Below are 21,322 nucleotides of genomic sequence, written 5' to 3'. Positions count from 1 at the left end.
CGTCTTATCCGGCCTGTAAATGAACGGGCGAACGTGCCGGATGGCGACGCGTTGCGTCTTATCCGGCCTACAAATGAGTATGACCGTAGGCCGGGCAAGCGAAGCGCCCCCGGCGAACGCGCTAACGATTTTTTATCACGCAATATTCAGATATTTGTGTGTCTGCATTGATAAGCGCCAGTTACGCGCGATACAGGTTTCAATGCACAGACGCGTCGCGTCTTCTTTCTGGCTGATTGGCTGCAAGGCAATGATTCGCGGCTTATCGTCGCTCAGCGTCGCCAATAGCTCATCCAGCGCTTCAATATCACGGACGCGACCAACAGGGTGCTTGATTTCATTCGCACGCTCCAGCGCCTGCGACAGGACGTCATAGCCACCGCGCATATTCACCTTCGGCGAAACCGTCACCCAGGTATTCGGCGTACAGCGCACTTCGTGTGTGCCGCTGGTTTCAATCTGACAGCTGAATCCATTCTTCTCAAGTAAATCGGTCAATGGCATCAGGTCATGGATACAGGGCTCACCGCCGGTGATCACGACATGACGCGCGGTATACCCCTGTCGGCTTATCACCGCCAGCAGGTCTTCACTACTTGCCGCGCCCCACTTGTCGCTCTCTTTGGTCTTCGCCAGGATGCTGTATAACGACACTTCCCGATCTTCAAGCTTATCCCAGGTGTGTTTGGTATCGCACCAGGCACAGCCAACCGGGCATCCCTGTAAACGAATAAAAATGGCGGGGACGCCGGTAAAGTAACCCTCACCTTGCAGGGTCTGGAATATCTCGTTAATCGGGTACTGCATAGCATTCTCTGTTAAGGGGATAATCAGTGATTATCGCAGAAAACCTCGCTAAGGTCATGCACAGCAGCTGTTTAAGGTAAGATTCCGCTGTTCCCCACAAAGCATATATCGAGCTTAGTTTCTCTACCGCTTACCCATTAGTTTAATCTGAACCTTGATGCCCCAAACCAGATTGATAAAGAAAGAGTTAAAGAAAACTGAAATCAAGGCTAAGGTGAGGCAACAAAGTATATAAATTATAAATATCTCATTGTTGCAGGGAAAAGTATAGAGAAAAACAACGTACCACTAAACCAGTCACTTACAGCCCTCGCAACTTGATATAAATTCTCCATATCTTAAAGTAGCCTTTATGAAATCGACAGGTTAATTCAATGACAAAAAACGACAAACCGAATATTAAAAAGAAAGACCATAATTCACTGAAGTCCTTTTGTGCAATTGAAAAGGCAAAGAGTAATAAAATCGAAACCATGATAATATCAACTCTGATAACACTTGCATCTTTTAGCCAATAAGCTTTCTGCAAACTTATTTTATTTTCATTAGCAAAACGAATAAGTTTCTGTGCTTTATATTCACTTAAACCCGCAAGTTTAATACTTTCAGTTAAAGACTTATCATTCTGATCATATGTTTTGAAGATCATTTCCTTATTCCCTCAATTCAGCCCAGTTAGTACTTTCTCCACCAAGAAGTTGATAAATGGTGAATCCACTAACTGCATCACCGGCTAACTCACTCGCGCTTCCAACAGCTCCCAAGGTTCTCCAGCTGCGAATATAATCTTCCTGTATATAGCGGAATAATTTCCACGAATCTGTTCTCAATGTCAGCGTTGAGGCTGAACCGAAAGAAAGAACAAGATCTCCCGTTGAAAAAGCAATATCACCATCCTTTTCATCCCCGCCCAAAAGCTTTGTTGCCTGACGGTAGGCATACCGCAAAGGCATTTTCCTGGGGTCTTCATGATATAATAAATAATAACCATTTTCCCAAATATTCTCGCTTCCCTGCATCATTAAAGGAACTCCATAACTTTTACATGCAGCTCCAAGGGTTGCTTTACATAAACCAAAACCACCGATAACTTGCATTGTCCCACTAACAAATCCAACTCGTTTTAATGTTATGGTAAGTGTAGAATGCCTTTCTCTTTCACGCTCAGCTATTGCATATAATTTAATACTCCCCATTTTTAATTGCATATAATATTTAGTTAAAGACATATGATATTCACGTAATCTATCCATCGCCCTGCCAAAATCTAATTTTCCATACCGATATTCATCAAGGCAATATGATGTAACTCTACGTTCCTCGATCATATATTTTGAACGCATAGCCGGATCATGAAGATATTGAAAACCGATATCATAGACAAGTCGGTCAATCTTTTCTTTTTCGCGCTGTAAATTCATTAATCCATAACTACTCAAAATAACCTCCTGTTATTTTCCGATCAACTTAACTTGAATTTTAATACTCCGAATTAAATTTATGACAAAGGGTGTAAAGAAGAGTGAAACTAGAGCTACAGCAATACAGAAGAGAACGTTTACTATAAAGTACTCAATTCCCTCAGAAAGGGAGGCAAAAATGACTGCCAATAGTAAAGCTCCACTCCAGGCATAATATTTCCATGCATACAAAAAAAATGCCCGACCCAAGCTGATATGTTTCCTTTTTGCCAGCTTAATCAGGATAGTAGCATCCTTTTTTTTCATGCCCGTTTTCGCCAGTATGTCTTCCAATTCATTATCCATTCAATATTTCTATTATTTATTAATGATAAATATAAAAACACATATTAGTAAATAGTCACACCATTAAATTACTCTCTGTAAAATAATAACAAAGTGACAAAGATCAAATCGATCATTAAAATTTTCAAATAAGAATATATTACAGACATAAAAAAACCCGCCGGAGCGGGTTTTTTACGTTAAGAGTGAAAGCAGGATTACGCCTGACCTTTAATCTCTTTACGACCGTTGTACGGCGCTTTTTCGCCCAGCGCTTCTTCGATACGAATCAGCTGGTTGTATTTAGCAACACGGTCAGAACGGCTCATAGAACCGGTTTTGATCTGGCCTGCTGCGGTACCAACAGCCAGGTCAGCGATGGTCGCGTCTTCAGTTTCGCCAGAACGGTGAGAGATAACGGCAGTGTAGCCAGCGTCTTTCGCCATCTTGATAGCAGCCAGCGTTTCGGTCAGAGAACCGATCTGGTTGAATTTGATCAGGATGGAGTTAACGATGCCTTTGTCGATACCTTCTTTCAGGATCTTGGTGTTGGTTACGAACAGGTCGTCACCAACCAGCTGGATTTTGTCGCCCAGCACTTTGGTCTGGTATGCGAAACCGTCCCAGTCAGACTCGTCCAGACCGTCTTCGATAGAAACGATCGGGTACTGTTTGGTCAGGTCTTCCAGGAAGTGAGTGAATTCTTCAGAGGTGAACGCTTTGTTGCCTTCGCCAGCCAGAACGTATTTGCCGTCTTTGTAGAATTCAGATGCTGCGCAGTCCATCGCCAGAGTGATGTCTTTGCCCAGCTCGTAGCCAGCAGCTTTAACCGCTTCAGCGATAACAGCCAGTGCTTCAGCGTTGGAGCCCAGGTTCGGCGCATAGCCGCCTTCGTCACCAACAGCAGTGTTCATACCTTTAGCTTTCAGAACTTTAGCCAGGTTGTGGAACACTTCAGAACCCATACGCACTGCTTCTTTCAGGGTTTTAGCGCCAACCGGCTGAATCATGAATTCCTGGATATCAACGTTGTTGTCAGCGTGCTCGCCGCCGTTGATGATGTTCATCATCGGAACCGGCATGGAGTATTTGCCCGGGGTGCCGTTCAGTTCAGCGATGTGCTCGTACAGCGGCTGACCTTTAGAGGCCGCAGCGGCTTTGGCGTTAGCCAGAGACACAGCCAGGATCGCGTTCGCACCGAAGTTAGATTTGTTTTCAGTACCGTCCAGGTCGATCATGATTTTATCAATGCCAGCCTGATCTTTGGCATCTTTGCCAAGGATTGCCTGAGCGATCGGGCCGTTAACCGCTGCAACAGCTTTGGTTACGCCTTTACCCAGGAAACGGGATTTGTCGCCATCGCGCAGTTCCAGCGCTTCGCGGGAACCCGTAGAAGCACCTGACGGAGCGGCTGCCATACCAACGAAACCACCTTCCAGGTGTACTTCGGCTTCAACAGTCGGGTTACCACGGGAGTCGATGATTTCACGACCGATGACTTTAACGATTTTGGACATTAGGTTTTCCTCAGTACAAGTTAAACTAAAACTCCAGACAAACAACGCGTACCTTTGGTACGCGTTGCCGTTCTAACTTTTTTACTTCTTACTTCGCCTGACGCTTCTGATATTCGCTGGCGGCTTTCACAAAGCCTGCAAACAGCGGATGCCCGTCACGCGGCGTTGAAGTAAATTCCGGGTGGAATTGACAGGCAACGAACCACGGATGGTTCGGCACTTCGATGATCTCGACCAACTGATCATCCCCGGAACGGCCCGCAATGCGCAGACCCGCAGCTTCAATTTGGTTCAACAACATGTTGTTGACTTCATAGCGGTGACGATGGCGCTCAGTGATTGTCGGCGTACCGTACATCTGGCGAACCAGACTCTCATCGGAAAGCTGACACATCTGCGCGCCAAGACGCATGGTGCCACCCAGATCGCTCTTCTCAGTACGGACTTCAACGTTGCCGTTCTCGTCACGCCACTCGGTAATCAGCGCCACAACAGGGTACTTACAGTCTGGCACAAATTCCGTTGAGTTGGCGTTTTCCATACCCGCTACGTTGCGCGCAAATTCAATCAGCGCAACCTGCATACCCAGGCAAATACCCAGATAAGGAATATTGTTTTCACGCGCATAACGCGCCGTCGCGACCTTACCTTCAACACCACGGTAGCCGAAGCCGCCTGGGATCAGGATAGCGTCCAAATCTTTCAGAATTTCGACGCCGCGCGTTTCAACATCCTGCGAATCGATCAGCTTGATGTTGACGGTGACACGGTTCTTCAGGCCACCGTGTTTCAGCGCTTCAATCACCGACTTATAGGCATCCGGCAGTTCAATGTACTTGCCGACCATACCGATAGTCACTTCGCCCGCCGGGTTCGCTTCTTCGTAGATAACCTGTTCCCATTCGGCCAGGTTCGCTTCCGGGCAGTCTAAGCTGAATCGTTTACAAATATAATCGTCCAGACCCTGAGATTTCAACATGCCCGGAATTTTATAAATAGAATCGACGTCTTTCAGAGAAATAACGGCCTTTTCAGCAACGTTACAGAACAATGCAATCTTCGCACGTTCATTGGCCGGAACGGCACGATCGGAACGGCAGATCAGAATATCCGGCTGGATACCGATGGAGAGCAGTTCTTTAACGGAGTGCTGCGTCGGTTTCGTTTTGACTTCGCCTGCCGCGGCCATGTACGGCACCAGCGTCAGGTGCATAAACAGCGCGTGCTCACGACCGATATCAACCGCCAGTTGACGAATCGCTTCCAGGAACGGCAGGGACTCGATATCACCGACAGTACCGCCGATTTCGACCAGCACCACGTCGTGGCCTTCGCCGCCTTCGATGATGCGCTCTTTAATCGCGTTGGTGATGTGCGGGATAACCTGTACGGTTGCGCCCAGATAGTCGCCACGGCGTTCTTTACGCAGAACGTCGGAGTAAATACGACCCGTGGTGAAGTTGTTGCGGCGGCTCATCTTGGTGCGAATGAAGCGCTCATAGTGACCCAGGTCCAGATCGGTTTCGGCGCCGTCTTCAGTAACGAACACTTCCCCGTGTTGGATTGGACTCATAGTACCAGGATCGACGTTGATGTACGGATCCAGTTTCATGATGGTCACGTTGAGGCCACGGGCTTCAAGAATGGCTGCGAGGGAGGCTGCGGCAATGCCTTTACCCAGAGAGGATACGACCCCGCCGGTCACAAAAATATAGTTCGTTGTCATGCTGAACCTGAGAAGTTAGGTTTAAAAGACGATGGAATAACCAGGACGGGAAAGCAGTATACCCGAACATGGCGTACGCCACAAACTTTCATTATCCCCTCTCCTTCGTTCTTCAAGCCGCACCAGTGTTAACTTCCTTCACTCCCCCCAGTCACATCGCATTTCTATGTTCCTGGGGATTCTTTCAGTCGCCGCCTTGTTGCGACTCGAATAACTCGAAGAGGCAGTATACAAGGTGTTTCATCAACATAACGGGAAGAGAAAATAGCCCCTTTGGGGTAAATGTTTTTGACGTAAATCAAGAGCTTGTTATTTAAAAAATCACACAAAACGCCCTTGACTGCCTAAATTCGTTAGAGATCAATTTCCTGGCGTTTTACCTGCTGCCAGACTTCTTCCATTGTTTCCAGATCAACTCCCGTCATTTCCAGGCCTCGCGCCGCAACAATCCGCTCAACTTCACGAAAACGCCGTTCGAACTTTTCATTGGCTTTTTGTAACGCGGTCTCTGCTTTTGTCCCTAAATGACGCGCCATATTGACGGTGGCAAAGAGCAGGTCGCCCATTTCCTCCTCCAGTTTAGCCTGGTCTACGACAGCCTGCCGCGCCTCGAACATGACCTCGTCGATCTCTTCATACACCTTATCGACAACCGGCCCTAACGTCGTCCAGTCAAAGCCGACGTTCGAACAGCGCTTCTGGATTTTTTGCGCGCGCATTAACGCCGGTAAGCTGCGGGGAATATCATCCAGCGCCGAATGCTGCGCTTTCTGCGCGCGCTCTTCGGTTTTGATTTGCTCCCAGCGGGCTAATACCTCGGTACTGTTGTGAGCGGCAACGTCCGCAAAGACATGCGGATGGCGACGTTCCAGTTTATCGCTGATGGCGGCGCAAATATCATTAAAGTCAAAGCGCCCTTCTTCCTGCGCCATCTGCGCATAAAACACGACCTGAAACAGCAGATCGCCCAACTCTCCGCGCAGGTCGTCAAAGTCCTCACGGGCAATGGCGTCGAGCACTTCATAGGTTTCTTCAAGGGTATACGGCGCAATGGTGGCAAACGTCTGCTCTTTGTCCCACGGGCAGCCGTTTTCCGGGTCGCGCAAGCGTTGCATGATGCCAAGCAGGCGATCGATTTGATTCATTGGAATATCCTGAAAATTGTCACCAACGTAGGCCGGATAAGGCGACAGCCGCCATCCGGCAGCTGGCAATGCCTGATGGCAACGCTGACGCGTCTTATCAGGCCTACAAAGCGTATCCGGCCTGGAAAAATTAATTGCCGTGCAAACGACGCGCGTCGATCACATCCGGCACCTGGTTGAGTTTACTGAGAACGCGCCCCAGCACTTGCAGGTTGTAAATTTCGATGGTCATATCGATGGTGGCGAGCTGCTGCCGGGTGTCGCTGCGGCTGGCCACCCCCAGCACGTTCACCTTCTCGTTAGCCAGAATGGTGGTGATATCCCGCAACAAGCCGCTGCGATCGTTGGCCTGAACGCGTACCACCAGCGAATATCCCGCAGAGTAGCTCTCGCCCCACACCGCATCCACGATACGTTCCGGTGCATGAGAACGCAGTTCCACAAGCTGTTCGCAGTCCGCCCGGTGTACGGAAATACCGCGCCCCTGGGTGATAAACCCGACAATCTCATCTCCTGGAATCGGCTGGCAGCAGCGCGCAATGTGGTGCATCAGGTTGCCGACCCCTTCCACCACCACGCGGCCATCGTCTTTACGGCGATTCTGCGGAGCGTATGTTTTCTGCTGAAGCTGTTTCAGCGCGGCGGCATCCTGTTCGGCGGCGCTCGGCTTATTAAACTGCGATTGCAGGAAGTTCACCATCTGGTTAAGGCGAATATCCCCGCCGCCAATCGCCGCCAGCAGTTCCTCCAGCTCATTGAAGTTGTAGCGCGGCAGCAGGTGTTTTTCCGCCTCTTTCAGGCTGATGCCCAAATGCGCCAGTTCATCGTCGAGGATTTGCCGCCCGGCGAGAATGTTCTTGTCCCGATCCTGCTTGCGGAACCAGGCGTGGATTTTAGAACGGCCACGGCTGGTCGTCACATAGCCCAGGTTCGGGTTGAGCCAGTCCCGGCTAGGGTTTGGCTGCTTCTGGGTGATGATTTCAATCTGATCGCCCATCTGCAACTGATAGGTAAACGGCACGATACGCCCGCCGATTTTCGCCCCGATGCAGCGATGCCCCACATCGCTGTGGATATGGTAGGCGAAGTCAAGCGGCGTGGAGCCTGCGGGCAGATCCACCACATCGCCTTTTGGCGTAAAGACATACACCCGGTCGTCAAAGACCTGGCTGCGCACTTCATCCAGCATTTCGCCAGAATCCGCCATCTCTTCCTGCCAGGCGATCAGCTTACGCAGCCACGCAATTCTGTCTTCATGGCCCGTGCGCGCCCCCCCGGAGACGGCTCCCTCTTTGTACTTCCAGTGCGCCGCGACGCCCAGTTCGGCATCTTCGTGCATCTGTTTGGTACGAATCTGGATCTCAACGGTTTTACCGCCAGGGCCAAGCACCACCGTATGGATTGACTGGTAGCCATTAGGTTTTGGATTGGCGACGTAATCATCGAACTCGTCCGGCAGATGGCGATAGTGCGTATGCACAATCCCCAGCGCGGCATAGCAGTCCTGCAAACGTTCAGCCACAATACGCACGGCGCGCACGTCAAACAGCTCGTCAAACGCCAGATGCTTTTTCTGCATTTTGCGCCAGATGCTGTAGATGTGTTTCGGGCGGCCATAGACCTCCGCCTTCACGCCTTCGGTTTTCATTTCAGAACGCAGATGCCCGACAAACTCTTCAATGTAATGCTCGCGGTCAATGCGGCGTTCGTGCAGCAGTTTGGCGATCCGCTTGTATTCCGCCGGGTGCAGATAGCGGAAGCAGTAATCTTCCAGCTCCCACTTCAGTTGCCCGATGCCCAGCCGGTTAGCCAGCGGAGCATAGATATTGGTGCACTCTTTCGCCGCCAGTACGCGTTCATCTTCCGGCGCGTCTTTAACCTCGCGCAGATGGGCGATGCGTTCCGCCAGCTTGATGACCACGCAGCGGAAGTCGTCCACCATCGCCAGCAGCATCCGACGAACGTTATCCACCTGCTCGGAGGAAACGGAATCGTTATGCGTCGCTTTCAGTTGACGAATCGCCGCCATATCGCGCACGCCGTGAATCAGATTGACGATCGATGTCCCCACGCTCTCGCGCAGGATATCTTCGCTGACAACATTGGCGTCAGCCAGAGGGAAGAGCAGCGCCGCCCGCAGCGTGTCGATATCCATACTTAACGTAGAGAGGATTTCCACCATCTCCACGCCACGCCACAGCAACAGTTCCGCATCGGGATGTCCTTGTGTCTGTTGCAGGCAATACGCCCAGGTTTCGGCTAAGCGTTCACACGACTGCTGGCTGGAGATACCCAGACTCGCGATCCATTTTTTCGGATCAAACTCACCAGCTTTATTAAGATGTGCACTTCTTACCGCAACCATTGTCCTCTCCTTAAGGGACCAGGCCTACCGAAGTCAGCAAGCCATGACTCATTACAAACGCTCAAACAACACCATTGATTCCAGATGCCCAGTGTGTGGGAACATGTCGAGCATCGCCAGCCGCTGAATTTGGTATCCGGCATTCAACAAGGCGTCGCTATCCCGTGCCAGCGTAGCAGGATTACAGGATACATAAACAATACGAATTGGTTTTAACTTTATAATGTGTTTCATCACGCCTGCCGCCCCGGCACGAGCGGGATCGAGCAAAATTTTGTCAAAACCGTTTTTCGCCCATTGCTGCTTCGTGACATCTTCCTCGAGATTTTCGTGAAAGAATGTCACATTCTGTAATCCGTTACGCCGCGCGTTTTCCCGGCCTTTTTCCACCAGCGCCGGAACGCCTTCAACGCCCACAACGCTGGCGGCGCGCGTCGCCAGCGGCAGAGTAAAATTCCCCATGCCGCAGAACAGATCCAGAACGCGGTCGTCAGGTTGAATATCCAGCCATTCCAGCGCCCGGGCGACCATTTTCTGGTTCACCCCTTCGTTGACCTGAATAAAGTCGCGCGGGCTGAAGGTTAAGCGTAGCCCGTTTGAATCATACCAGGGCGCCTCCCCGGTAAGCGGTTCAAGTATGTCGCTTTGAGGGGCCAGAAACAGAGACAGTCCCTCAGAATGCGAAAAGCGTTCCAGTTTTTCTCTGTCCGCCGCGCTCAAGGGCGCCGTATAACGCAGCACCATCAGGGTGCCATTCCCCGCCTGTACCAGCTCGACATGGCCAAAGTGGCGGTTTCCTTGCAAACTTTCCAGACACGCCCTGACGCGGGGCAGCAGCGCCTCAAGCTGGGGCACCAGAATGGGGCACTGCCTGACATCCACGATATCGCTGGAGCCCGCCTTGCGAAATCCCATCTGCAATTGCTGAGTTTTAGGCAGATAATTCAGGCTTAAACGCGCACGGCGTCGATAGCCCCACGGCGTATCGGCAATCACCTCGGCGACATCGCATTTCATTAAGCGCGACAGCGCGGCGCTTTTGCTGCGTTGTTGCAGCGCGACGCTGGCATGCTGCTGCTGGCAGCCGCCACAGACGCCAAAGTGTGGGCAGCGCGGCGTTTCCCGTTCCGGGCTATCATTCAGGCGACGCTTAACTTGCGCGCGGGCGAACTGTTTTTTATCTTCAGTAATGACGACGTCGCCCTTTTCCTGGGGCAGCAATCCCGGTATAAACAGCGCCTTTCCATTATGGCGAGCCACGCCCTGACCGAAAGGATCGAGGTCATTGACCGTAACGGTTATGATCTGACGCGTCGTCACGCGTCGTTTTGCAGAGTAGAATTGCGCCATCGACGAGATATTTCTCAATTTAACAGTGTGACCCTAATTGTCCCATAACGGAACTCCATGACCAACTACAGCCTGCGCGCACGCATGATGATTCTGATCCTGGCCCCGACCGTCCTCATTGGTTTACTGCTCAGTATCTTTTTCGTTGTGCATCGCTATAACGACTTGCAGCGTCAACTGGAAGATGCTGGCGCCAGCATTATCGAACCTCTTGCGGTCTCCAGCGAATATGGCATGAACCTGCAAAACCGCGAATCAATCGGGCAGCTCATCAGCGTTCTCCATCGCCGCCACTCCGACATCGTGCGCGCCATTTCCGTTTATGACGAGAATAACCGGCTGTTTGTCACATCCAATTTCCATCTCGATCCGTCAGAAATGCAGCTCGCCACCGGGGAGCCGTTTCCCCGCAGGCTGAGCGTGACCCGCCACGGGGACATTATGATCCTGCGAACGCCGATTATCTCCGAAAGGTATTCGCCGGACGAATCCCCCGTAACAGACGCCAAAACGCCGAGAAATATGTTGGGATATGTGGCGCTTGAACTGGATCTCAAGTCCGTCCGCCTGCAACAGTACAAAGAGATTTTCATCTCCAGCGTGATGATGCTGTTCTGTATCGGTATTGCCTTAATTTTTGGCTGGCGTCTGATGCGCGACGTCACCGGCCCCATTCGTAATATGGTCAATACCGTTGACCGCATTCGTCGTGGGCAGCTCGACAGCCGCGTCGAGGGCTTTATGCTGGGCGAGCTGGATATGCTGAAAAACGGCATCAACTCGATGGCGATGTCGCTTGCCGCTTACCATGAAGAGATGCAGCATAATATCGATCAGGCCACTTCGGATCTGCGCGAAACGCTGGAACAGATGGAGATCCAGAACGTTGAGCTGGATCTGGCGAAGAAGCGCGCTCAGGAAGCGGCGCGTATTAAGTCTGAGTTTTTGGCCAACATGTCGCACGAACTGCGTACGCCGCTTAACGGCGTGATTGGCTTTACCCGTCTGACGCTAAAAACCGAACTCAATACAACCCAGCGCGATCACCTCAATACTATCGAGCGTTCGGCCAACAACCTGCTGGCGATCATCAATGACGTGCTCGATTTTTCCAAGCTGGAAGCGGGCAAGCTGATTCTGGAAAGCATTCCCTTCCCGCTACGCAGCACGCTGGATGAAGTGGTGACGCTGCTGGCGCATTCATCCCATGACAAAGGGCTGGAGCTCACGTTAAACATCAAAAATGACGTACCGGATAACGTCATCGGCGACCCGCTGCGCCTACAGCAGGTCATTACCAATCTGGTCGGTAATGCCATTAAATTTACCGAAAGCGGCAATATCGACATTCTGGTTGAAAAGCGCGCGCTCAGTAATACCAAAGTACAGATTGAAATCCAGATCCGCGATACCGGCATCGGCATTCCCGAGCGCGACCAGTCGCGTCTGTTCCAGGCTTTCCGCCAGGCGGACGCCAGCATTTCACGCCGTCATGGCGGAACCGGTCTGGGGCTGGTGATTACGCAAAAACTGGTCAATGAGATGGGCGGCGATATCTCGTTCCACAGTCAGCCCAATCGCGGTTCCACTTTCTGGTTCCACATTAATCTCGATCTCAACCCGAATGTGATAAGCGACGCGCCGCCAACGCGCTGTCTGGTCGGAAAACGACTGGCCTACGTCGAACCGAACGCCACCGCCGCGCAATGCACGCTGGATATGCTGAGCGACACGCCGCTGGAGGTGATCTACAGCCCGACGTTCTCAGCGTTGCCGCTGGATCACTACGATATCCTGCTTATCAGCGTTCCGGTGACCTTTAACGAACCGCTCACCATGCAGCAAGAACGGCTGGCAAAAGCCGCCGCCATGACGGACTTCCTGCTGCTGGCGCTGCCTTGCCATGCCCAGATTAACGCCGAAAAACTCAAGCAAGGCGGCGCGGCGGCCTGTCTGTTAAAACCGCTCACCTCAACGCGTTTACTGCCTGCGCTGACGGAATACTGCCATTTGAATCAGCATGTTGAACCGCTGCTGACGGATGAGAATAAAATCGCCATGACGGTAATGGCGGTCGACGATAACCCGGCCAACCTGAAGCTGATCGGCGCGCTGCTGGAGGACAAAGTCCAGCATGTGGAGCTTTGCGACAGCGGGCATCAGGCGGTGGAGCGGGCCAAACAGATGCAGTTTGATTTGATCCTGATGGACATTCAGATGCCGGATATGGACGGTATCCGCGCCTGTGAGCTGATTCATCAGCTTCCGCATCAGCAGCAAACGCCGGTGATCGCCGTGACGGCACATGCGATGGCGGGTCAGAAAGAGAAGCTGCTGAGCGCGGGGATGAATGACTATCTGGCCAAGCCGATAGAAGAAGAAAAGCTGCACAGTCTGCTGTTACGCTATAAGCCGGGGGCCGTGGTAGCAACCCGATTACCCGCCGCTGAATCGACAGAGTTTATCGTCAACCCGAACGCAACGCTCGACTGGCAACTGGCGCTGCGCCAGGCGGCCGGAAAATCCGATCTGGCGCGGGATCTGCTGCAAATGCTCATCGACTTCCTGCCGGAAGTGCGTAACAAAATTGAAGAACAGCTGGTGGGAGAGGCGCCCGAAGGGCTGGTGGATCTCATCCACACGCTGCACGGCAGCTGCGGCTACAGCGGGGTGCCGCGCATGAAAAACTTGTGCCAGTTAATTGAGCAGCAGTTACGCAGCGGTACCAAAGAAGAGGAGCTTGAACCCGAGTTTCTGGAGCTGCTTGATGAGATGGACAACGTCGCGCGCGAAGCAAAGAAAATATTAGGATGAGGGGATGCCGGATGGCGACGCTAGCGCGTCTTATCCGGCCTACAGGTGCGTGGCCGTAGGCCTGATAAGCGCAACGTGACCGGCCTACAGGTGCGTGACCGTAGGCCTGATAAGCGCAGCGCCATCAGGCAGTTAACGTAAATGTTGCCCCACGTTAAGGGTGGCGGCGATATTGCGCGCAGTCATACGCACATTTTCTGCGGCATTCTCCAGCGCCTCATCCAGCGTACAGATGGTATAAATCACGCTGAAAACAGCATCCAGCCCATGTTGGTGTACAACACCCACATCTGCCGTCAGGCTACCTGCAATACCAATCACGGGCTTATTATGTCGTTTCGCGACCTTTGCCACGCCGACAGGCACTTTGCCGTGTATCGTTTGGCTGTCGATGCGCCCTTCTCCGGTAACAACCAGATCCGCATCAGCAACGCACTCCTCCAGATGCAAAGCATCGGTCACGATCTCAATGCCGCGCCGTAACTCCGCGCCGCAAAACGCATATAATGCGGCTCCCAGACCGCCCGCCGCGCCGCCGCCCGCCAGTTCGAATACATTAATATCCAGATCGCGGGAAATCAGCCGGGCATAGTGCGTCAGCGCGTCGTCTAAGCGTTGAATCATCTCCGGCGTGGCGCCTTTTTGCGGACCAAATACCGCAGATGCCCCCTCTTTCCCGGTCAGCGGATTCGTGACATCGCAGGCGACTTCGATACGACACGCGGCAAGACGTTTATCAATACCGCTGATATCAATCTTTGAGAGCGCTTCCAGCGCCGCGCCGCCTTGCGTAATCTCCTGGTGCTGCGCATCCAGCAATTTCGCCCCCAGCGCCTGCACCATACCGGCGCCGCCGTCATTCGTCGCGCTACCGCCAAGGCCAATAATAATATGTTCCACCCCGGCATCGAGGGCGTGGCGAATTAACTCACCGGTTCCCCACGAGGTGGTTTTTAGCGGATCGCGTAATTGCGGTGGAACCAACTCCAGCCCGCTGGCGGCGGCCATTTCGATAAAGGCCGAACGTTCGTCGCCAGAAAGCCCATAAAATGCCCGCACGCTGTCACCGAGCGGGCCCGTCACGTCAACATCAACAATCCGGCCTGCCGTGGCCTCGACCATCGCTTCAACCGTTCCCTCACCACCATCAGCAACCGGGAGTTTTACGTAATCCGCATCAGGCCAGATTTCACGAAACCCCTCCTCAATGGCGGTCGCTACCTCAAGAGCGCTCAAACTTTCCTTATAAGAGTCCGGTGCGATCACTATTTTCATAAAGCATCCTTACGCATGTTGACTGTACTAAGCATACACCAGGAGAAGAACCGACCCCATGACGAAACCGGTTCAATACAGTCAGCGCACCATGCACGGGCGCTTATTGTCGAATGTCCAGTTCGGGATCAGATACTGCATTCCCATCGCATCATCACGCGCGCCCAGGCCGTGTTGCTGATACAACTCGTGCGCCTTCATCACCTGATCCATGTCAATCTCAACGCCAAGACCTGGTTTATCAGGCACCTGCACCATACCGCCTTTGATTTCAAACGGCTCTTTGGTCAGACGCTGATTACCTTCCTGCCAGATCCAGTGGGTGTCGATCGCGGTGATCTTGCCTGGCGCGGCGGCCGCCACATGCGTGAACATCGCCAGGGAAATATCAAAGTGGTTATTGGAATGTGAACCCCAGGTCAGGCCGAACTCATGGCACATCTGCGCGACGCGAACAGATCCCTGCATCGTCCAGAAATGCGGGTCAGCCAGCGGAATGTCCACAGACTGCAAGGAGAGCGTATGCCCCATCTGACGCCAGTCAGTGGCGATCATATTGGTGGCCGTCGGCAGGCCGGTCGCGCGACGGAACTCCGCCATCACTTCGCGGCCAGAGAAACCCTGCTCCGCCCCGCACGGATCTTCCGCATAGGCCAGCGAGCCTTTCAGGTACTTACCGATTTGGATTGCTTCGTTCAGCGACCAGGCGCCGTTCGGGTCCAGCGTCACGCGGGCATTCGGGAAGCGTTTTGCCAGTGCTACAATGGATTCCGCCTCTTCATCTCCCGCCAGAACGCCGCCCTTCAGTTTAAAGTCGTTAAAGCCATACTTCTCGTATGCCGCTTCCGCCAGGCGGACGACCGCATCAGGAGTCATCGCCTCTTCGTGACGCAGACGATACCAGTCGCATTTCTCATCCGGCTGGCTCTGGTACGGCAGCGGCGTTGCTTTACGGTTGCCGACAAAGAACAGATAGCCAAGCATTTCCACTTCGCTACGCTGTTGCCCCTCACCCAGCAGGGATGCCACGTTAACCCCCAGGTGCTGGCCTAACAGATCAAGCAGCGCCGCTTCAATGCCGGTGACCACATGAATGGTGGTACGTAAGTCGAAGGTTTGTAAGCCGCGCCCGCCCGCATCACGATCGGCGAACTGATGACGTACGGCATTCAGCACGTTTTTGTACTCACCCAGCGTTTTACCCACCACCAGCGGGATCGCCTCTTCCAGCGTCTGGCGGATTTTCTCGCCGCCAGGGATTTCCCCCACGCCGGTGTGACCAGAATTGTCTTTAATAATGACGATATTACGGGTGAAGAACGGCGCATGCGCCCCGCTCAGGTTCATCAGCATACTGTCATGCCCCGCAACCGGGATGACCTGCATAGCGGTAACAACAGGGGTCGTAAATTGTGTACTCATCATTCAGTCCTTATATGAATTAGCGACGGCCGAAAACGGGGCGTTTACGATCAAAAGTCCAGCCGGGGATCAGGTATTGCATCGGACCTGCGTCATTGCGCGCGCCGCCGGGCAGTTTCTTGTAAGCGTCATGCGCTTTTTGCACCTGCTCCCAGTCCAGCTCCACGCCAAGACCCGGCGCATCCGGCACTGCAATTTTTCCGTCTTTAATTTCCAGCGGTTGCTTCGTCAGGCGGCAATCGCCCTCCTGCCAGATCCAGTGGGTGTCAATCGCCGTCGGTTTACCCGGCGCGGCAGCGCCAACGTGAGTGAACATCGCCAGGGAAATATCGAAATGGTTGTTCGAATGGCAGCCCCAGGTCAGCCCCCAGTCATCGCATAATTGCGCCACGCGCACCGCGCCGGAGAGCGTCCAGAAGTGCGGGTCGGCGAGCGGAATATCCACCGCGTTTAACATCACCGCATGGCCCATTTCACGCCAGTTGGTGGCAATCATGTTGGTCGCGACCGGCAGCCCCGTCGCACGACGGAACTCCGCCATCACTTCACGCCCGGAGAATCCTTGTTCTGCGCCACACGGATCTTCAGCATACGTGAGCACATCGTTCAGCCCTTTACACAGCGCGATGGCTTCATCCAGCAGCCAGGCGCCGTTTGGATCAACCGTGATTCGCGCATCCGGGAAGCGTTTTTTCAGCGCGCGGGCCGTGTCGATCTCCTGCTCGCCGGGCAACACGCCGCCCTTCAGTTTGAAATCTTTAAAGCCGTAGCGATCCTGCGCCGCCTGCGCCAGATGCACAACCGCGTCGCTGGTGAGCGCTTCCTGATGGCGCAGGTGATACCAGTCATGATTGCCCGGCGTTTTTTCGAGATAAGGCAAATCCGTTTTGGTGCGATCACCCACGTAGAAAAGGTAGCCCAGCACAGTCACCGCATCGCGCTGTTTGCCCGGCCCTAACAGTTCACACACCGGTACATTCAGCGCTTTGCCCAGCAGATCCAGCAGCGCCGCTTCCAGCGCCGCTACCGCATTCACCCGCAGTTCGAAAGTCCAGGCGCCTTTACCAAAGGTATCAAAGTCGGCAGCCTGATTACCTTTATGCACCTGTTGCACCACTTTATTCAGGCGGGCCACTTCCTGGCCTAAAACCATCGGAATCGCATCCACCAGCGTCTGGTAAATCACCTCGCCGCCGGGCGCTTCACCCACGCCGGTGTTACCGGCGTTATCGGTGAGGACGACGATATTGCGCGTGAAATACGCGTTATGCGCCCCACCGATGTTGAGTAACATACTGTCATGTCCGGCCACCGGAATGACTTTCATATCGGTAATGACGGGACTTGATTGCGTTGTCATATTTATTGTCCTGCTACAGGTTTCAGTTCGATGCGTTTAATATCCCCGACCAGCACGAGGTAACTCAGTACCGCCACCAGCGCATGGACGCCAACGTAAATCAGCGCGCCATTGAACGAGCCGGTCGTGCCGACGATGTAGCCAATCGCAATTGGCGTTACGATGCCGGAAATATTGCCAAACATGTTGAATAAGCCGCCGCTCAAGCCGCTGATTTCTTTCGGCGCGGTGTCCGCCATGACTGCCCAGCCCAGCGCGCCAATGCCTTTACCGAAGAAGGCCAGCGCCATGAAGCCGATAATCATCCATTCGACGTTGACGTAATTACAGAACACCATCACCATCGACAGCAGCATCCCCATCACGATCGGCGTCTTACGGGCGATGTTCAGCGAGCCGGTACGACGCATCAGCCAGTCGGAAATAATGCCGCCCAGCACGCCGCCCACGAAGCCGCAAATAGCCGGGACGGAAGCGACGAACCCCGCTTTCAGAATCGACATGCCACGCGCCTGCACCAGATAAACCGGGAACCAGGTGATAAAGAAATAGGTCAACGCATTAATGCAGTACTGGCCGATATAGACGCCGATCATCATGCGGGAACCCAGCAGCTGTTTGATTTGGCCCCATTTCACGCTAAACGGGACTTTCACCTTCGTATCTTTCTGATCCATATTGATCAGCGCACCGCCTTCAGCAATGTACTCCAGTTCTTTTTTGTTAACGCCGGGATGCTGGTTTGGTTCATGGATCACTTTCAGCCAGATAAAGCTGATCACAATCCCCAGACCGCCCATAAAGAAGAAGACATGCGACCAACCCACTTCATGGGTCAGCCAGCCCATGATTGGCGCAAAGATAACGGTGGCAAAGTATTGCGCGGAGTTGAAAATCGCCACCGCCGTTCCCCTCTCCTGCGCCGGGAACCAGGCCGCGACGATTCGGCTGTTGCCGGGGAAAGATGGCGCTTCGGCCAACCCGACCAGGAATCGCAGGGTAAACAGCGCCACGATGATGCCAAAACCGCTGAAGATATCCACAAAGCCCTGTAACAGGGTAAACATGGACCAGATAAAGATGGACCAGAAGTAGACACGTTTAGAACCAAAACGGTCGAGCAGCCAACCGCCGGGGATTTGCCCGATCACGTAGGCCCATGAGAAAGCGGAGAACACGTACCCCATGCCTACCGGGTCGAGACCAATATCTTTGGCCATTTCCGATCCGGCAATGGACAATGTGGCGCGGTCGCCATAGTTGAAGGATGTGACGATAAACAGCATCACCACTATCCAGTAGCGGGCATTGGTGCGTTTTTCCGCGCCGCTCACCGCGTGACTTAATGAACTCATTGTTGCACTCCTGAATTTTCGCGTTATCTACGCTCACTCTGAACTGCACAACCGGTAGGGAATCAGAGATGACGTTTCGTGTTTTTTTGCAGCTTTTTATGAGGTCGTTTGCCTTGTGTACTGCATTTTTAATAACTGGCACGAGAAGTATAAAAAGCACACCTCGCACTCTCACCGTGCAACAACACAGTATTTCGGCAGCGTATCACGTATGTTTGTGGCAAAAGCCCAGGGCAATGGAAGCCACTTCACGGAAATGAAAAACGAAGAGGTAAACAGACAGGGTGCAAGAAGCAAAAGAAGAGGAGTGTGAAACGGGTCGCTTGACCCTATGAAAATGCCTCTGAAAACCCTTTCGTATGAAAGGGTTTTAGGGCAAATGCCTGATGGCGCTACGCTTATCAGGCCAACAGACTGCGCATGTAGACCGGACGTCGCCATCCGGCTGGGTTTTGCTCAGGAGAGCAATGTTCCCCAGTTTTCGACCCAGGGGTTGGATTCGCTCTCCGGCTCCGGGTGTTCGCTGGCGTCAATCAACAGCATCTCCCCAACACGCTGCGCGCTTTGCTCCTGCAACAGCGCATCGAACTGTTTGCCGCCATTGCAAAAATTAACGTAGCTGCTGTCGCCCAGCGCAATCACGCCGTAACGCAGATTTGGCTGAAAACCGAGATTGTCCTTTATTCCCTGGAATAGCGGCACAATGCTGTCCGGGAGATCGCCCTGCCCCGTCGTCGATGTCACAACCAGCACAACTTTATCCAGATACGGCTGCCAGTCGCTCAGTTGCGGATCTTCAAAGACGGTTGCTTTATGCCCCTGCGCGGTAAGGATCGCCTCGGCCTCTTCGGCAACCAACAGCGAGTTTCCATACATGGTGCCGACAAAAATACCAATTTCCGCCATTAACGTTTTCTCCCTGATTTAAGCCTGATTATTTTCATCCTGCCGGGACAACGCATTAAACTCAACCCTTTCATTCTCAGGGAGAAGTCCGCGCCAGCCAAACTGTGATAACGCCTGCATCCAGACGTCGTCCAGACCGGCGCGCAGGATCAGCGGTTCACCGGTAAAGGGGTGGGTAAGCGTCAGTTGACTGGCGTGCAACATTAAGCGCTGGCAACCAAAATGCTCTGCGGCGCTGCGATTCTGACGTAAATCGCCGTGTTTGCTGTCGCCGATAATCGGATGGCGTAAATGCGCGAGATGACGTCTGAGCTGGTGTTTACGGCCCGTTTTCGGCTCCAGTTCCACCAGGCCGTAGCGGGTTGTCGGATAACGCCCGGTCGCCACCGGCATTTCGACCGTCGCCAGCCCCCGGTAATGGGTCACGGCAGGCTGCGGGCCTTTATCTTCGCGGGCAAATTTATCGGCAATCTTATCCAGTTCTTCCACCAGCGGATAATCCAGAACGGCCTCATCCATTAACCAGCCGCGCACAATCGCATGGTAGCGTTTCTGAATCTGATGCTGCTCAAACTGCTGCGCCAGCAGGCGCCCCGCTTCGCTGGAAAGCCCCATCAGCAGGACACCGGAAGTCGGCCTGTCGAGTCGGTGGGCGGTAAAGACGTGCTGACCAATCTGATCGCGTACAGTTTGCATCACCACGACTTTTTCGTCGCGATCCAACCAGCTGCGGTGAACCAGCCAGCCAGACGGTTTATTCACCGCCACCAGCCATTCATCCTGATAGAGGATTTCCAGCATCAGACGTTATCGCTCGTAAACAGCGCGTCCAGATCCTGCAATGTCGTCAGGATCACCTCGCGTTGAGGATGATCGGCCGTCAGCGCCATTTCATAATACGGCGCGACAGCAAAGGCTTGCGGAAGCGGCTGCGCGTTATCGAGCAACGCGTGCATACGGGGGATCAGCACCCATTGCAGCCATTCAAGCGGTTCCATCGTATCCATACAAAAAGGTTGCGTGCTGGTAAACAGGTGGGCCTGCGGCTCGTCCATCCGCCAGTGATGATGTTCACGCAGCAGGGCTTCCAGCGCGTGGAGTTGCTGGCGCACACGGTCATGAGTCGTCATGAAATTAACCTCAGTGATGAAAAACTGGCGCGAAGAATAGCATCAGTGAAGACGAAATAAAAAAAGGGAGCACTGTAAAAACAGTGCTCCCGGTTCGTTTCGCAGCATTCCGGCTACTTTTGGTGCTCCCTGCTCATCCGTGACAACTTTTCCTGTGGTCTTGCGACCTGCTCATCCTGAACAATTTGCATCCTGCTCACATCACCCCGATGTGAATCGACTTCATCCTGAAGTATCCTGGCCATCCTGACCCACCGAACATCCTGCCCGGCTCTCGTTCTCCGTCCTGGAGGTGTCCCTTAACGCATCCGGCGTTTTCCACTTTGCTTCATCCTGAAGCCTGTCCTTGTAACACCATCCTGGCGTGTCCTGCTGAAGCGCCATCATCCTGACGTTCGCTTCGTT

The 21,322-nt window shown here is 53.2% G+C and carries 17 protein-coding genes; 1 reads left to right on the top strand and 16 read right to left on the bottom strand.

Features of this window, described 5'->3' with window-relative positions; all coding sequences use genetic code 11:
- Nucleotides 1-135 precede the first annotated feature (135 nt).
- From queE to rlmD, 9 genes are all read right to left on the bottom strand, one after another.
- Nucleotides 136-807, bottom strand: a complete 672-nt coding sequence (gene queE, locus OGV79_RS11370; RefSeq protein WP_110493881.1) for a 7-carboxy-7-deazaguanine synthase QueE — start codon at nucleotides 805-807, stop codon at nucleotides 136-138.
- Between the two features lie 301 nt (nucleotides 808-1,108).
- The gene (locus tag OGV79_RS11365) at nucleotides 1,109-1,456 is read right to left on the bottom strand and encodes a hypothetical protein (protein WP_114848679.1); all 348 of its coding nucleotides are present in this window, start codon (nucleotides 1,454-1,456) and stop codon (nucleotides 1,109-1,111) included.
- Nucleotides 1,457-1,460: 4 nt separating this feature from the next.
- A complete protein-coding gene (locus tag OGV79_RS11360; RefSeq protein WP_115608893.1) occupies nucleotides 1,461-2,246 on the bottom strand; it encodes a DUF4225 domain-containing protein in 786 nt (261 codons plus the stop codon).
- Nucleotides 2,247-2,258: 12 nt separating this feature from the next.
- The gene (locus OGV79_RS11355; protein ID WP_115608894.1) at nucleotides 2,259-2,573 is read right to left on the bottom strand and encodes a hypothetical protein; all 315 of its coding nucleotides are present in this window, start codon (nucleotides 2,571-2,573) and stop codon (nucleotides 2,259-2,261) included.
- A gap of 197 nt (nucleotides 2,574-2,770) precedes the next feature.
- On the bottom strand, nucleotides 2,771-4,069 hold the full coding sequence (gene eno / locus OGV79_RS11350; RefSeq protein ID WP_012134889.1) for a phosphopyruvate hydratase: 1,299 nt from the start codon (nucleotides 4,067-4,069) through the stop codon (nucleotides 2,771-2,773).
- Nucleotides 4,070-4,157: 88 nt separating this feature from the next.
- Entirely contained in the window at nucleotides 4,158-5,795 is a 1,638-nt protein-coding gene (gene pyrG / locus OGV79_RS11345) for a glutamine hydrolyzing CTP synthase (protein WP_012134890.1), read from the bottom strand.
- 353 nt (nucleotides 5,796-6,148) lie between these two features.
- Entirely contained in the window at nucleotides 6,149-6,940 is a 792-nt protein-coding gene (gene mazG / locus OGV79_RS11340; RefSeq protein WP_012134891.1) for a nucleoside triphosphate pyrophosphohydrolase, read from the bottom strand.
- Nucleotides 6,941-7,070: 130 nt separating this feature from the next.
- Complete coding sequence (gene relA, locus OGV79_RS11335; RefSeq protein WP_012134892.1) at nucleotides 7,071-9,305, bottom strand: GTP diphosphokinase; 2,235 nt, start codon at nucleotides 9,303-9,305, stop codon at nucleotides 7,071-7,073.
- A 51-nt stretch (nucleotides 9,306-9,356) separates the two neighbouring features.
- Nucleotides 9,357-10,655: a 23S rRNA (uracil(1939)-C(5))-methyltransferase RlmD gene (rlmD, locus tag OGV79_RS11330; protein ID WP_286468372.1), complete on the bottom strand. Its 1,299-nt coding sequence runs from the start codon at nucleotides 10,653-10,655 to the stop codon at nucleotides 9,357-9,359.
- A 57-nt stretch (nucleotides 10,656-10,712) separates the two neighbouring features.
- Here rlmD and barA point away from each other — a divergent pair, with 57 nt between their 5' ends.
- Complete coding sequence (gene barA, locus OGV79_RS11325) at nucleotides 10,713-13,469, top strand: two-component sensor histidine kinase BarA (protein ID WP_049009494.1); 2,757 nt, start codon at nucleotides 10,713-10,715, stop codon at nucleotides 13,467-13,469.
- Nucleotides 13,470-13,601: 132 nt separating this feature from the next.
- On the opposite strand, the gene OGV79_RS11320 is transcribed toward barA, so the two are convergent.
- The 7 genes from OGV79_RS11320 to OGV79_RS11290 all read right to left on the bottom strand — a co-directional run bounded on the left by OGV79_RS11320 (nucleotide 13,602) and on the right by OGV79_RS11290 (nucleotide 20,917).
- Complete coding sequence (locus tag OGV79_RS11320) at nucleotides 13,602-14,744, bottom strand: glycerate kinase (RefSeq protein ID WP_286468367.1); 1,143 nt, start codon at nucleotides 14,742-14,744, stop codon at nucleotides 13,602-13,604.
- An 81-nt stretch (nucleotides 14,745-14,825) separates the two neighbouring features.
- A complete protein-coding gene (gene gudD / locus OGV79_RS11315) occupies nucleotides 14,826-16,166 on the bottom strand; it encodes a glucarate dehydratase (protein WP_024130902.1) in 1,341 nt (446 codons plus the stop codon).
- A gap of 19 nt (nucleotides 16,167-16,185) precedes the next feature.
- Nucleotides 16,186-17,526: an enolase C-terminal domain-like protein gene (locus OGV79_RS11310; protein WP_012134897.1), complete on the bottom strand. Its 1,341-nt coding sequence runs from the start codon at nucleotides 17,524-17,526 to the stop codon at nucleotides 16,186-16,188.
- 2 nt (nucleotides 17,527-17,528) lie between these two features.
- The gene (gene gudP, locus OGV79_RS11305) at nucleotides 17,529-18,881 is read right to left on the bottom strand and encodes a galactarate/glucarate/glycerate transporter GudP (RefSeq protein ID WP_012134898.1); all 1,353 of its coding nucleotides are present in this window, start codon (nucleotides 18,879-18,881) and stop codon (nucleotides 17,529-17,531) included.
- Nucleotides 18,882-19,337: 456 nt separating this feature from the next.
- A complete protein-coding gene (locus OGV79_RS11300) occupies nucleotides 19,338-19,787 on the bottom strand; it encodes a flavodoxin (protein WP_012134900.1) in 450 nt (149 codons plus the stop codon).
- Between the two features lie 18 nt (nucleotides 19,788-19,805).
- Nucleotides 19,806-20,588: a tRNA pseudouridine(65) synthase TruC gene (truC, locus tag OGV79_RS11295; RefSeq protein WP_012134901.1), complete on the bottom strand. Its 783-nt coding sequence runs from the start codon at nucleotides 20,586-20,588 to the stop codon at nucleotides 19,806-19,808.
- On the bottom strand, nucleotides 20,588-20,917 hold the full coding sequence (locus OGV79_RS11290; RefSeq protein ID WP_071257913.1) for a YqcC family protein: 330 nt from the start codon (nucleotides 20,915-20,917) through the stop codon (nucleotides 20,588-20,590). The genes truC and OGV79_RS11290 overlap by 1 nt, the downstream gene beginning before the upstream one ends.
- Between the last annotated feature and the right edge of the window lie 405 nt (nucleotides 20,918-21,322).

The organism is Citrobacter sp. CK185, from assembly GCF_030333565.1.
Lineage (GTDB): Bacteria > Pseudomonadota > Gammaproteobacteria > Enterobacterales > Enterobacteriaceae > Citrobacter_B > Citrobacter_B koseri.
Note: the sequence above shows the minus strand (reverse complement) of the source record. Positions and strands in the feature narration are given on the sequence as shown.